The organism is Pantoea sp. B65 (genome assembly GCF_047308185.1).
In the GTDB taxonomy this organism is placed as follows: domain Bacteria; phylum Pseudomonadota; class Gammaproteobacteria; order Enterobacterales; family Enterobacteriaceae; genus Erwinia.
In genome coordinates this window covers 21,718-35,687 of sequence record NZ_JAHXPU010000016.1, presented here as the reverse complement: position 1 = coordinate 35,687, position 13,970 = coordinate 21,718, and the positions used below count along the sequence as shown (strand labels likewise).

Genomic DNA, 13,970 nt, shown 5'->3' with positions numbered 1-13,970 from the left:
TATGTCTGAAATTGAACAGCAGTTACGTATCCAGTTAGCCGCCTGTTACCGGCTGATTGCCCACTTTGGTATGGACGACCTGATCTACAACCATATATCGGTACGTTTACCCGGGCCGGAACACCATTTCCTGATCAATCCCTATGGCCTGTTTTTTGAAGAGGTCACGGCTTCCAGCCTGATCAAGATCGATCTGCAGGGCAATGCGCTGGAACCACATGAGTATCAGGTCAATCGCGCCGGTTTTGTTATCCACAGCGCGATTCATGCCGCGCGGGAAGATGCCATTTGCGTACTGCATACCCATTCCGATGCCTCAACCGCCATTTCAGCACTTGCCGGGGGGTTACTGCCGGTCAGTCAGTTCGCCATGCATTTCTATCAACGCCTGGGCTATCACGACTATGAAGGGGTGGCGCTGGATACTGACGAACGCCAGCGGCTGGTACGCGATATCGGGCCCCATCAGGTACTGGTGCTGCGCAATCACGGCATCCTCACCACCGGCCGCACCATTCCTGAAGCTTTTATGCTGGCCTATTACTTCGAACGCGCGGCACGTATTCAGTTGATGGCTCAGGGAAGCGGCAGTGCGCTCACCCTGCCCGCTGACGAGATATCAGCAAAGGCCGCACGGCAGTTTAACCAATGCGAAGGCGATATTCGTCTGCGCGGGGAACGAGAGTGGCCCGCCTTTATTCGTTTGCTTGATCGTCTCGACCCGGGCTATCGCCGGTAATCATAATTCACAGCCAGGAGAAAATAATGTTGGAACTTCGCCCGTTAACGCCACATATCGGCGTAGAAATTCTGAATCTTGATGCCACACAACCGATGGATGAAGCCACTATTGCCGGGTTGCGCACGGCACTGAATCAGCATTCGGTACTATTGCTGCGTAATCAGCCGGTTAATGAAGCACAGCATGTGGCTTTTGCCCGCCATTTTGGCGAATTGCAGGTGCATGTGCTGCGTCAATTTCTCACCACCCCTTACCCGGAACTTTATGTGCTCTCCAACGTGAAACAGGGTGATAAACCAATTGGTAACCATAAAGAGGGATGGAACTGGCACTCGGACTGGTCTTATCTTGAAGTCCCCTGCTTTGGTTCGGTACTGCATGCGGTTGAAGTACCACCGGTAGGAGCAGATACCCTGTTCTCATCGATGTATGCCGCTTATGACGCTCTGGATAGCGAGACCAAACAACAGATTCAGTCGCTAAAAGCCGTACACTCTTATGCAACCTACTACGCCAAAGCCTTTGCCGATCGTGAACCGTTGAGTGAAGAGCAAAAAGCGGCAACCCCTGATGTAATCCACCCGGTGGTACGTCGCCATCAGGAAACCGGTAAACCGTCACTGTTTGTCGGCCAGGATATTGTCAAAGAAATTATCGGTCTGCCGAAACAGCAGGGCGACGCACTGCTGGCACGCCTTAACGCCCATGCTGTTAGCGAGGAGTTTACCTATCGTCACCAGTGGCAACAGCACGACCTGCTGATCTGGGACAACCGCTGCACCATGCACCAGGCAACCCCTTACGACGATCAGGCTTATCGCCGGATAATGCATCGCGCCACGGTAAAAGGCAGCGAGCGTCCGCAGGCGCTGGTGGAGTAGTCATAATGGCCATGCGTACGGCTCATCAGATCATTACAGCCATCCGTCAGGGTAATAAGCTGGCCGCTGACGAAATGCGTGAAGCGCTGCAACGGGCGCAACAGCATCACGAGCTGAACAGCCTGTGCTGGCTGGATGAAGCCGGAGCACTTACCCAGGCCGAAGCGCTGGACGCCAGCGGGCATCATGGCCCGCTGGCAGGTTTACCGCTGGTGGTAAAGGACAATATTGATGTCTGCGGATTACCCACTTCACTTGGAAGCCAGTTGCTGGCCAGCGAACCGGTCATGCGAACGGCAACGCTAATACAGCGTTTGCAGCAGGCGGGGGCGATTGTGATGGCTAAAGCAGGCATGCATGAGCTGGCTTCCGGCACCAGTGGACTGAATGCGGCGCGTGGCGATGTGCTTCATCCTTTCCTTCGCGAACATGTCCCCGGAGGATCGTCCAGCGGTACTGCCGCCGCCGTTGCTGCCGGTATCGTTCCGATCGGCATTGGCACCGATACCGGCGCCTCAGTACGCTTACCCGCCTCATTTTGCGGGCTGGTGGGTTTTCGTCCGTCGTTATATAACTCCCTGGGAAAACGGCGCTACCCGATCGCCGGACTGGCGCCGATATCGGTCAGCCGTGACACCGCCGGACTACTGGCGCATCAGGTCAGCGATATCTGCCTGCTGGACAGCGTAATCAGTGGTGAGACCGAAGCCGCCGAGCGTCCGTCACTAATTGGGTTACGTCTCGGTGTACCGCGTGAACATTTCTGGCAGGGGCTGGATGCAGAAGTGGCACAGGTCGCCAGTCAGGTGTTACAACGGCTGGCAGCGGCGGGCGTCATACTAATTGAAGCAAATATCCCGCAGGTCGGGGAACTGGCGGTAAAAGCCGGTTATCCGCTGGCCTCATACGAAATGATGCGCGACCTGCCAGAATATTTACGCCAGCGCGGCAGCCAGTATAGTTTTGCTGAATTACGCGCCGCGATCCACAGTCAGGATGTCATCGCCCTGCTGGATGATGCGGCAACGGTGGACCAGGAGACATATCTGGCCGCGCTGCACCACTGGAAACCACTGCTGGAGAGCCGCTATCAGGACTATTTTCTGCAGCATCAACTGGATGGCATTATTTTCCCCAGCGTGCCGCTGTTACCTCCGCGCACGCCCGCCAGTCAGTTATCGGGCGCGCCTCACGCCAACCAGCTTTTTCGTCAGTTGATTGCCAACGGTGAACCGGCAACCGTAGCGGGGTTACCGGCAATTTCACTGCCATTAGGGCGAACGCCGGCGGGCATCCCGGTGGGTATCGAACTACAGTTTAATTGTGCTCAGGATTCGGCGCTACTGGCTACGGCATTAAGCCTGGAAACGCTGTTTGCACCAACGTATACGCGGTAATAGTGCCCATACCATTTGGCATATTCACCCGCATGCACTTTTTACTTAGCGTAATGACGCTGCCCACTGCCGGCGATATATTTTATTTCCAGCACCGCTGGTCAAAAATAGATATCGCAGTATACAACTTAAAATGCAGCATGCAATTCTGACTACAGTGGTAAATACAATTTAAAAACCTGCGGTAAAAGTACGGCCACAGCGCATAAATGAGGTTATATCAAAATCCATTACCTGCTGACAAATTTGAAAAAAACATCATTCATGCTACCCTTTATCGAAATCAATAGTTACTGAAGCATCAATTATGTCGGAAAAAAAAGACACCATCATCAAATCCGCCACGGAATTATTTAATAAAGAGGGTTTTCAGTCGGTGGGCGTTGACAAAATTGCGGCGGCCGCCGGGGTTTCTAAATTAACACTTTACCGCAACTTCCCCTCAAAAGAGCGACTTATCATTGAAGTTCTGCATCAACGAAAAGAGGATTTTATAAACCACATCCGCCTTATCACAGAAAATCAGCAGACACGCAGAGATAAGTTATTTTCTTTTTTCAATTATTATCATGACTGGTTTAAACATGAAGATTTCCGTGGCTGCCTGCTGACCCATTCACTGGCGGAATTTGGTAATAAATCAAAGGCAATTATTGAAATTAATCGGAGCATGAAAAACAGCCTGATTCAGATATTACTGACGATACTCTATCCGGTGGTTAAAGGTGAAAGAGCATATCGTATTGCTTATACCTTTATTATACTGGTTGATGGCTCCGTTACCGCCGAGCTGACCTGGTGCCGGCATAATGAATACTCTCCGGCATTAATTGCCTGGTCAACAGCAAAGATCCTTCTGGAATCCGAATGTATCCACCTGTAAATAAAAGACTTTACTCCATCACACTTCATCTTCCCGCCACTTATCAGCCAGCGTTTCACCCCAGGGCCAGACCGGGAAAAAACATTATTATTATTTATCAGATAGCTGCCATTTGGTTACCGCGCGATCGACAAACTGACCGGTATCCGTCAGAATGGCAATTGTGACAAAATTCAAATTATAAAGAAAATCAGACTATCCCCTGGTAATATAAATCAATAAGATAGATTACAAACTAACAAAATATTAATATTTCCATTGAAAAACAGATCGGTTTACTTTAATTTATTTCCCAATCAGTGCTTCAGGGATTGAATCATGAAAAGTTCAGTTAATCTTAACGCTATACTTTTTCCCGCCAGCCACCTGCTATTAATTCAAATAAATATAATTGCATATCTAATTTATTGCACTACCGATAGCCGCAACCCCGGAGAGCCGGCAGCGTCGCTGTTTTATTTTTTTCACGCCGGAAAAAATCTACCGCCGATACGTCAAAACAAACCAACTGATTGCCTGTTATCCCCATTCCCGCCGGACCAGGACTGATGAGACTCTTTTAAGTAACAGCACGATAGTGACGGTAAACTTCTACAAAAACAAATTATTAAAAATTGAATAATATTCAATAGATTTATTTTTCTGACACCATAAACCAACGCCGTTATATCACTCAACAGAAAGCCAACCCATTTTCTGTCACACCACAACTGAGAACGGACTGATGAATATTCAGGGACGCCCCCAACAGAGCAATCTCAACGTCAACGCGGATCCACACGGTAAAACAGGTTACGCGGATCAAACCAGCACCTGTGCTGTGGGCCGCAAGCAAACAGATAGCGCCCGCGCCATCGACAGCGACGCGATGTGGCAAACGTGCTGAAAAGGAGGGAATGATGATGCAATCACCACCACTTCGTCTGCTCCATTCCAGCCTGCAGATGACCTCAGTGCCAGCAACCGCCAGTGATGCGCTCTCCTCACAGCAGGAGCTGGCCAGAACCCTGAGTAAGCGACTACGTAAAGCCATACTGTCGGTCGCCGGTTGTAACAGTCACTGGAGCGCTATTCCGCTCCAGGGCAGTGGCAGTTTTGCCGTTGAAGCGATGATCTGTTCGCTGCTGTCACCTACCGACCACCTGTTAATTGTGGAAAACGGCACCGCTGGCCGCCGAATGGCCGAAATTTGCCATATCCATCATATTCGTTACTCGGTACTAACCCAGGATCGCCTGCGCGGTTTCGATCTGACTCAGATCGCCAGCACGCTGGAGCAGGATAGCTCCGTTACTCATCTTGCCGCCGCGCACTTTGAAGCTACTTTGGGCGTGAAAAATGATATTGACGGACTCGCCCGGCTGGCCGCTCTGCACGGCTGTCGGTTAATGGTGGATGTTATCAGCACCTTTGGCGTCCTGCCGCTGAATTTTAACCCTCCGGCGCTGATCGCCGTAGCGCTATCCGCCAGCCAGTGTCTGCACGGTTTTCCGGGTATGGCATTTGTGCTGGTACGGAAAAGCGAACTGGCGCAAAAAACGCCGCCGCGCACGTTTAGCCTCGATTTAAAAGCGCAATATCGCGCGCTGAAATTGGATGGCCAGTGGCGCTTTACCCCGCCGTTACAGGTGATGCTGGCGCTTCAACAGGCGCTTGACGACTATCAGCAGCAGGGGGGCCGGGAAGCGCGCTATCAGCTTTATTGTCAGCGCATGATCCACCTGCTGAAGGGCATGGCGGCTCTGGGATTCCGCCCGCTTATCGAGCCGGAACACTGTGCGCCGCTGTTTGTCACTCTGATCGGACATAGCGGCCAGCACTTCGCCGCCAGCAAACTCAATGACTGCCTGTTGCAGCGCGCATTAGCCCTTGGCATTACCAGCAATGGGTCGGATAGCTTCCGAATTGGTGTACAGGGAGACATCAGTTTCAACGATATTGATGACTTACTGGCGGCCGTTGGCGACTGTACGCATCAGCAACAGCTTAATCACCTGCGTCACATGCCGTCCGAGTGATGGCTATAGCGGCCGAAATCACCCGCTGTAATTTATTAACCCGCGCGCTTTGAAAAGGAGATCACTCATGCGCCTTGCTTGTCTTATGGCGGGTTCCGCTTATGGACTATTGCCGTTAACGGCATCGCTGCACCAGGCCTGCCTGATGTTGGGTAAATACCCGATGATTGACTATCAGCTCGGCACTTTTGAGCGTGCCGGTATCGGCCATAAAACCTTTGTGCTGGGCCATGGTGCGGCGGAGTGCGCCCGCATCCTGTTTGAATCTTTGCATCATAGCCACTTTGTCTTGCTGAACAACCCGCTGCACCACGCGCTTAATCTCGACTGGAGCGCCTGGCTGGTACTCAGCAAACATGATGGCCCGGTGATCTACTACGAAAGTGACCTGCTGCTTCCCCCCTCGGTGCTGAAGGAGGTAAAAAACCATCCGGCGGAAATCTGTATCGTTATGGATTCTGCCCGCCCTTATGCGGCCGCTAATATTATGATGCGCACGCCGCAGCAGAATAATAAATCTCCTGCCGGGCGCGCATTTCCGCCTGAGCGCACGCCGGGAGAGTTTATCCCGGTGGTAAAACTGGGCGCGGCGGCACGCCATTTTGTGGTGGAGCAACTGGCGGCCCAGTCATACGAAGGTGAAGTGCAGCTGTATAATATCTTCAGCCACGCCTGCTCGCTGTTCCCGACCGCCTGGATCGATACCGCCGGGCGCCCCTGGGCCAGGGTAGATAACCGGCAACAGCTACAACGCGCCAGTGAACTGGCAGAGGAGATCCTCAGTTCGTGACCTGTTCCGCCCGTCACTTTGACCGGCAACGGGTCGCCGCCAGGCCCCGGAGAGTGCCGCTATCCGGCAGGCCGGTTATAACGCCTGAGGGCAGTAACCGGATAGTGGGAGACCTGAATTATTTTCGATGTTCTACCCGTTCGTCCTCTGCTATCCCATACGGTTAGTCTGGCTACAAATGTTTTGATATCGTCACTCAGTTGAATGCGGATATCCGGCAGGGATTTATCATCAACGTCAATATTATCAGGCAGCTCCCACCACCAGCGTGTCACACGATCGGGATAGGCATACGAGTCTCTGCCACTTAATATCAGCGTCTGTCCGGGTAAGGCGCTCTCTTGTTGGGTAATTACAGCGGTGACCAGCGGGATAAATTGTTCCAGATAGCTGATGGCCCGGGCCACATTCGGGCGATAACCGATACCTTCACGCAAGGCCGTTGTTCCTCCGCTTTCGCGCATGACTTCTTTCATCTCTTCGGAATCAAGAAAGACCCCCAGTTTATTAATGGCATACGACTGGATAAGTGCCAGTGCTCCGGCGACTAAAGCCGATGCACTGGAAGTTCCTGAATAACTGTTTGCGTAATTGCGTTCATTGCCATCAAGTCTTTGCAAGGTGCCATAGCCGGTGGTAACAACACTCTCATCTCCCCATGAATTGTAAAGTGAAGTGCTATGGTTGTAGTTTGAGTAGTACGCTCTGCGCCCGGTATCATGATAACTGCCGCCAACTAATACCGAACCATTGTCGCCCCAGTCATTGAAAATGCCTTGCTGTGCCAGAAGCGTCAGATCATTCCGGCCATTACCTGCAGCAAACAGAACGACAGCGCCGAGATCATTAAGTAGCCGCGCCTTATCCCACCAATCTTTGTAATGTGTCGACGGTACCAGGTAATCCGAGACGCGGTGCTGGATATCAAAACAAACAATATCACCGGGGTTGGCATCTCTGACAATCATGTCCAGGTCGCCGGTATCATAAAAGTACAGTGAACTGTTATAAGCGATCCCCCTGACCCCAATAGCATTATCGATCCCAACGATACAACCGACTGAGGCGGTACCGTGATTACAGTCTTCAGTCGGCGGCCGGCTGTGGACCACGGTGATATTGCCTTTAAGATCTTCATGGTTCGCATATACGCCGAAATCAAGATGGCGAATGGCGGCACCGTAACCTGTCACACTCTGCGCCCAGGCATTTTTGATATTCATTCCCGGAGCCGGATCTAGATACCTTTGCAGAGGGGTAAAATCCGGGGTTACAGTATTTTTTGCTGTTTTGCCTGCAACTATTTCCAGGCTGTTTTCGGCATCGGGATAAGGCTGGAGGTTAGTGGCATCAGGCGACAGGGAGCAGTAGCTCACATAATCCAGTTGCTCCAGCTCTTCTGCCAGACGCAATAACCCGGCATTGTTGAGTTCAGAATAGATGCGATATAAATCATTAAATTCGCTCAAATACTTTAATTTAAATGGTGATGCATGGACAATCGCATCGGCAAAAACCTGATAGAAAGTCAGAGTTAATTTATGACGTTCAAAAAAGGGCACAACACCGGCATATTCATTCAGCAACCGATCATATCCACCGGGGCGGAATTTTACCTGCAGAATATGGGGCTGATTATAGTCATCAATTTTTAACGCTCCTTTCAAATCAATATGGGATGCTGACGCGCGACGCTGGTGGTGACCCGTATGGGGAAACAGCATAGTAGTCACCAGGATTCTGTTCGATATCAAAACCCGGCAAGGAGCCAGGGCGTAAGTCAGCTCGGCACAGGCGTAATACTCCCCTTCTGGCAGGCAATCAAATACCACCGTTGCCGTAACATCGTCAGATTCTTCAACAGCTTGCGGAGAATCATAGTTATAAAGCGTTATGCGCAGATGCCGGGCATCCTCTGCACCGCTGACGGTTGCATAAACAGTGCCGTCAAAATTCATCTTACGATAAATCACCAGGTTTTCGCTCATAACTGGCCTCATGCTGCGGGTTTTAATATCAAGTCAGGTGGGATAAAAACGCAAGAACACCAAATTGAGTATTTTTACACGCCAGCAAGAAAGCAAAAAAAACATTCATTCCAGCCTAAAGATAATGAAAGCAAAAAATAAATAATCATTGTTCCAATATAATAATCCCAGCAACTTCCCTGATTAACAAAAAACCGCTAAATTATTGATGACAGCGCTCCCGGACAGGAACTCTATTTTGTATCAGATCCACAGAGAAAAACTTAGCCCGTCGGTTACAACACTCATTGCTGAACTGGATGCTTATCAGAACGCCCTCTATCCTGCCGCCAGCAACCACTGCGTTGATCTCAGCGGCCTGGATAACGACAATTTGATTTTAATGGTGGTACGCGACCGGCAACAGAATGCGCTGGGGTGCGGAGCACTGTTGCTGCAGCCAGATCGGGCCGGCGAACTGAAACGGATCTTTATTCAGGACGCCCATCGGAGCAAAGGGCTGGCCGGAATGATTATCCGCGCCCTGGAACAGGCGGCCCGCGATAGCGGCCATTATTTTCTGCGGCTGGAAACCGGAATCAAACAGCAGGCAGCCATCGGCCTGTATGAAAAACACGGTTACCAGCGCTGTGAACCCTTTCCCCCCTATAGCGCCGATCCGCTTAGTGTGTTTATGAGTAAGAGGCTGTAGCCGCTGGTTTAGCGCTATAATCCCTGCAATTTCTCTCTACAAGGATGCCACTATGACCGCGCATACTCAGGTCAGGCTTCGCCCGCTGGAACGCGAGGATCTCCATTTCGTTCATCAGCTGGATAACAATGCCAGCGTGATGCGCTACTGGTTTGAAGAGCCTTACGAAGCGTTTGTTGAACTGTCCGATCTCTACGACAAACATATTCACGATCAGAGCGAACGTCGTTTTGTGGTTGAGCACCATGGCGTAAAAGTGGGTCTGGTCGAACTGGTAGAGATCAACCATATTCACCGGCGGGCGGAATTTCAGATCATTATCGATCCGGCGCATCAGGGCAAAGGTCTCGCCAGCCAGGCGGCAAAACTGGCGATGGAGTACGGCTTTTCCGTGCTTAATCTCTATAAACTGTATCTGATTGTCGATAAAGAGAATGAAAAGGCGATTCATATCTACAGCAAGCTGGGATTTGATATTGAAGGGGAGCTGATCCACGAGTTCTTTATTAATGGCGAATACCGCAACACCATTCGCATGTGTATTTTCCAGCCGCAATATCTGGCGAAATACAAAACGCCTGGCGGGATGGTCAAACCCACCGCGCAATGATTAAAACAGCGTGACCCGGGCGGCATGACTGCCGCCGTTACGCTGTGGCAAATAACCCATTGCGACGCTTAACTGCGCGCCCCTACCGGATTCATAATCACCAGCAGGCCTTCTGGCTGGATGGTATACATACCGCCATTGTAAGGATCGACCAGCAACCAGCCGATAAAACCGCCAAGCGGAATATTGCCGAGGCTGTACCACAGGTTAGCGTGCTCTTCCAGCGCCAGCGCCTGCGGCACGTAGCCAGGCACTTCCAGCATTACGCGATAGTGTTTTTTACCGAAGTAGCTGCCGTCAGATTTCGCCAGTTCCACCGTCAGCGGTGTACGGCCTTGCGCCACTGCGCGCCCCGTTTCATCCTGCACCACCACGCTGGCGCCCTGCGGACGCGAATCAATGCGCACCGATTGCGTTTTGTCGCCGACAATGGTGGCGCAACCGCTGAGCATCACCAGAGAAATCAGTGCCAGTAGAATCGATTTCATAATGCATCCTGAATCAACAAATGTTGCTGATAGTCTAAGCGCTGCGCTGCGGCTTTTCATTAATCATACCCGCTATAGCCAGGCGTAATAACGCAAATTTTCAGTGTGTTATTAATGATGGCAGCATTTTGCGATAGCAGCAATGTCCCGTGGCGTGGTACGGCAGCAGCCGCCAATCAGTTTTGCTCCGGCCGCCTGCCACTCCGGCAGCTTATCACTTAGCGAACAGCCATCGGCGTCCTGACTCCAGGTTTTGCTGGTTGCATCATAATGTTCACCGGAGTTGGGATACACCACCAGCGGCTTCGCACTCAGTGCCGCCAGCGTCTGCAGTGCGGCAGTAACCTGCTCCAGCGCGATACAGTTAATACCCAGCGCCACCACCTGCGGCGTGCGTTCCAGCAGTTCAGTCACCTGAGACAGCGGCGTACCGTCACTCAGATGTTTACTGTCGCGCAGGGTAAAGGAGAACCAGGCTGGCGTTGCCGGGAACTCAGCCAGTAGTGTCACCAGCGCCTGAATCTCGGCAAAAGAGGGCAGCGTTTCACAGGCCAGCAGATCGACGCCTGCCGCCACCAGCGCCGCGATACGCGGGCGGTGAAAAGCCATCATCTCCGCTGACGCTAACCGGTAGTCGCCACGATACTCGGAGCCATCTGCCAGATAAGCGCCATACGGACCGACCGAACCGGCCACCAGCAGTTTACCGGCTTGCGGATGCTGCGCCAGATAGTCAGCCCGCGCCCGCACAGCCAGCTCAACACTTCTGGCGATCAGCGCCTGGGCCCCGGCGGCATCGATACCGCGGGCGGCAAAACCCTGCGGGGTGGCCTGATAACTGGCGGTAATCGCACATTGCGCCCCGGCATTAAAATAGTCGTAGTGCACCTGATAAATCAGCTCAGGATTTTCCATCAATACTTTTGCCGACCACAGACTGTCGGCCAGATTGCAACCGCGCGCCTCCAGCTCGGTCGCCATTGCGCCATCAAGCACCAGGGTAGCGCTGTGGCGGAGGATGTCGGCTACGGGATTATTCAGCGCCATGTTCAGCTTCCTTCAGCAGTTCGCGTTTTTTCAGCAGTTGCGTGACATAGTAAGCGCCATAACAGATGGCAACAAATGGCAGCCCACACCACAGCGCAATGCGCTGTTCCGCATCGAATGCCAGCCCAACGCAGGCCAGCAGGCAGAGTAAAAAGCCGAGGATCGGCGTCAGCGGGAACCATGGCGCGCGGTATTTCAGATCGGACAGCGGCCGGCCGGATCGCAGGTGATGACGGCGGAAAGCATAGTGTGCCGCGCAGATACTCAGCCATACCGCCACCACCGCAAACCCGGAGATCGCAGATAAAGCGACAAACACCGTATCCGGGGCGATAACGCTGGAGAACAGCGCCAGCAGGCCGCCGAGCATACTGACCGAAATCGCCACCAGTGGGATGCCGCGTCGGGTCAGGCGCGCAAAACAGCGCGGCAGCGTACGCTGATTGGCGAGTGACCACAGCATACGCCCGGAAGCATATAGCCCGGAATTGGCCGCCGAGAGGATCGCTGTCAGAATGACAAAGTTAAAAATATCGGCGGCATAGGGAATACCGATCTTTTCAAACACCAGCACAAACGGGCTTTTGACAATCCCGGCCTGATCCATCGGGATCAGCGCCGCCAGCACCACTACCGTACCAATAAAGAAAATCACCAGCCGCGCCACCGTCGTGCGGATCGCCATCGGCACCACTTTATGCGGATTTTCGGTTTCACCGGCGGCAATACCGATCAACTCAGTACCGGAAAACGCAAAGTTCACCGCCACCATGGTCATCAGTATCGGCAGCGCACCGTGCGGCAGCCAGCCTGATGCGGTCAGATTATGGAAGAACGGCGCGCCGGAACCATCTTTCATCGGGATAAAGCCAAAGATCGCCCCGGCGCCGAGAATAATGAATGCCAGGATAGTGACCACTTTAATAATCGAGAACCAGAATTCGCCTTCGGCGAAAAAGCGCGATGAAATCACGTTCAGCAGAAAGATCAGGGTGCAGAACAGTAAGCACCATAGCCATACCGGCGTTTGCGGGAACCAGTACTGCATGCAGAAACCTGCGGCCGTCAGACTGGAACCCAGCGCCACCGTCCAGGTCAGCCAGTAGAGCCAGGCGACGGTGTATCCGGTAGCCGGGCTGAGATAGCGCGCCGCATAAACATGAAACGCGCCGGTCTCCGGCATCGCCACCGACAGTTCGCCGAGTGACAGCATCACCAGCCAGACCACCAGCGCACCAATCAGATACGCCAGCAGCGTGCCGGCCGCACCGGTAGTGGAGATAATATAGCCAGTATTAAAGAACAGGCCGGTCCCGATCACGCCACCCAGCGACAGCATCACCAAATGGCGCGCTTTCATGGTGCGTTTAAACTGCTGCGGAGAAGAACTTTGTGCGGATGACTGCATTATGTTTTAACCATATGGACGTCTAAACTTCTATATGGGAAAAATGTTATACAGGGCGTACCGACAGAAAGCAACGCCAGAAACCATTGGTGATGAAGGCAAATGGGTGGGAATCAACGGGATGGCGGGCGCGGAAGCCCTTCCCCAGCCGATAACGCGATCCGTTGGGGAATCTCAAACGGCGAAAATTTAATCAAACAGCCGTTCCAGATAACGTTCCAGCGCGACACGTGAACTGAAGCCATGCGGAATACCGTAGTGATCGTGATTATCGCCGACCAGGTACATCGGGAACTGCACATAGTGATCGCAGGTTTTAATCTCCGATGCCGGCTCAGTGATATGCTGACTTTTCTCTTTCAGCGTCGGATGAATAATCAATGCGGTACGACCCATACGTGCTTCGCGATTGACATACACATAGTTTTCACCGCGGCGATAACCGTAGATTTTGGGTGTAACCGCATCCATTTCAAACCCGGCTTTCTCCAGTACGCGTGCTACCTCATCAGGTCGTAAATACATGCTCGATCCTCTTATTCTTTCAAAGCACCGCAACCTTACAACAGGCCGGGCGCCCGGGGCATTCGGAATTATCCATAAAGACACCGATCCTGCGTCATAACCACTGCGTTACGTGATGATGGTCTATGCTTAGTATTAGTTATTAACGCGAAGGGAGCGAAAAATGTTTAACAAAACGACGAAAAACGATGATGTGGATATCAATCAGGATGTTTCATTGCTGGCTGATACGCTTGATGACCTGCTGAAATCCTATGGTAGCAAAACCAAAGAAGAGATCGACTCCGCACGCGGTAAAGCAGAATCACTGTTAAAAGATACCCGCGCCAAACTGAATGGCCGTAACCGCGTGACCCAGGCAGCGAAAGATGCCGGCGTTCAGGTTGATAGCTATGTCCATGATAATCCATGGCATGGCGTCGGCGTCGGCACCGCCGTAGGTATTGTGATTGGTGCGCTACTGGCTTCCCGCCGCTAAACGCCACAGCTGAAGTCCCCTGCA

General features: G+C 52.3%; 14 protein-coding genes. 9 read left to right on the top strand and 5 right to left on the bottom strand.

The window, feature by feature from the left end:
* Nucleotide 1 precedes the first annotated feature (1 nt).
* The 6 genes from JWF83_RS05525 (at nucleotide 2) to JWF83_RS05500 (ending at nucleotide 6,711) form a co-directional block, all read left to right on the top strand.
* Nucleotides 2–739 carry a class II aldolase/adducin family protein gene (locus JWF83_RS05525; protein ID WP_413649203.1) on the top strand — a complete coding sequence of 246 codons (738 nt, stop codon included), beginning with the start codon at nucleotides 2–4 and terminating at the stop codon, nucleotides 737–739.
* 26 nt (nucleotides 740–765) lie between these two features.
* Nucleotides 766–1,623 (top strand): TauD/TfdA dioxygenase family protein, encoded by an 858-nt coding sequence (locus JWF83_RS05520; RefSeq protein ID WP_413649202.1) that lies wholly within the window; start codon nucleotides 766–768, stop codon nucleotides 1,621–1,623.
* 5 nt (nucleotides 1,624–1,628) lie between these two features.
* Nucleotides 1,629–3,020 carry an amidase family protein gene (locus JWF83_RS05515; RefSeq protein WP_413649201.1) on the top strand — a complete coding sequence of 464 codons (1,392 nt, stop codon included), beginning with the start codon at nucleotides 1,629–1,631 and terminating at the stop codon, nucleotides 3,018–3,020.
* 307 nt (nucleotides 3,021–3,327) lie between these two features.
* Nucleotides 3,328–3,903: a TetR/AcrR family transcriptional regulator gene (locus tag JWF83_RS05510; RefSeq protein ID WP_413649200.1), complete on the top strand. Its 576-nt coding sequence runs from the start codon at nucleotides 3,328–3,330 to the stop codon at nucleotides 3,901–3,903.
* Between the two features lie 896 nt (nucleotides 3,904–4,799).
* Nucleotides 4,800–5,921 (top strand): aminotransferase class V-fold PLP-dependent enzyme, encoded by a 1,122-nt coding sequence (locus tag JWF83_RS05505; protein WP_413649199.1) that lies wholly within the window; start codon nucleotides 4,800–4,802, stop codon nucleotides 5,919–5,921.
* 67 nt (nucleotides 5,922–5,988) lie between these two features.
* Nucleotides 5,989–6,711 carry a nucleotidyltransferase gene (locus JWF83_RS05500; protein WP_413649198.1) on the top strand — a complete coding sequence of 241 codons (723 nt, stop codon included), beginning with the start codon at nucleotides 5,989–5,991 and terminating at the stop codon, nucleotides 6,709–6,711.
* 59 nt (nucleotides 6,712–6,770) lie between these two features.
* Here the strand turns inward: JWF83_RS05500 and JWF83_RS05495 are convergent, their stop codons facing one another.
* On the bottom strand, nucleotides 6,771–8,699 hold the full coding sequence (locus JWF83_RS05495; protein ID WP_413649197.1) for a S8 family serine peptidase: 1,929 nt from the start codon (nucleotides 8,697–8,699) through the stop codon (nucleotides 6,771–6,773).
* A gap of 208 nt (nucleotides 8,700–8,907) precedes the next feature.
* On the opposite strand from JWF83_RS05495, the gene JWF83_RS05490 reads away from it, so the two are divergent.
* Together JWF83_RS05490 and speG are read left to right on the top strand one after the other, a co-directional pair.
* Nucleotides 8,908–9,390, top strand: a complete 483-nt coding sequence (locus JWF83_RS05490; RefSeq protein WP_413649196.1) for a GNAT family N-acetyltransferase — start codon at nucleotides 8,908–8,910, stop codon at nucleotides 9,388–9,390.
* A 52-nt stretch (nucleotides 9,391–9,442) separates the two neighbouring features.
* A complete protein-coding gene (gene speG, locus JWF83_RS05485) occupies nucleotides 9,443–10,000 on the top strand; it encodes a spermidine N1-acetyltransferase (protein ID WP_413649195.1) in 558 nt (185 codons plus the stop codon).
* Nucleotides 10,001–10,068: 68 nt separating this feature from the next.
* Here the strand turns inward: speG and JWF83_RS05480 are convergent, their stop codons facing one another.
* The 4 genes from JWF83_RS05480 to JWF83_RS05465 all read right to left on the bottom strand — a co-directional run bounded on the left by JWF83_RS05480 (nucleotide 10,069) and on the right by JWF83_RS05465 (nucleotide 13,468).
* Complete coding sequence (locus JWF83_RS05480; protein WP_413649194.1) at nucleotides 10,069–10,488, bottom strand: hypothetical protein; 420 nt, start codon at nucleotides 10,486–10,488, stop codon at nucleotides 10,069–10,071.
* Between the two features lie 111 nt (nucleotides 10,489–10,599).
* Nucleotides 10,600–11,535: a homocysteine S-methyltransferase gene (gene mmuM, locus JWF83_RS05475; protein WP_413649193.1), complete on the bottom strand. Its 936-nt coding sequence runs from the start codon at nucleotides 11,533–11,535 to the stop codon at nucleotides 10,600–10,602.
* Nucleotides 11,522–12,943 (bottom strand): S-methylmethionine permease, encoded by a 1,422-nt coding sequence (gene mmuP, locus JWF83_RS05470; RefSeq protein ID WP_413649192.1) that lies wholly within the window; start codon nucleotides 12,941–12,943, stop codon nucleotides 11,522–11,524. The genes mmuM and mmuP overlap by 14 nt, the downstream gene beginning before the upstream one ends.
* 189 nt (nucleotides 12,944–13,132) lie before the next feature.
* Complete coding sequence (locus tag JWF83_RS05465; protein WP_413649191.1) at nucleotides 13,133–13,468, bottom strand: DUF2002 family protein; 336 nt, start codon at nucleotides 13,466–13,468, stop codon at nucleotides 13,133–13,135.
* A 163-nt stretch (nucleotides 13,469–13,631) separates the two neighbouring features.
* Here JWF83_RS05465 and JWF83_RS05460 point away from each other — a divergent pair, with 163 nt between their 5' ends.
* On the top strand, nucleotides 13,632–13,946 hold the full coding sequence (locus JWF83_RS05460) for a DUF883 family protein (protein WP_413649190.1): 315 nt from the start codon (nucleotides 13,632–13,634) through the stop codon (nucleotides 13,944–13,946).
* The last annotated feature ends 24 nt before the right edge of the window (nucleotides 13,947–13,970 follow it).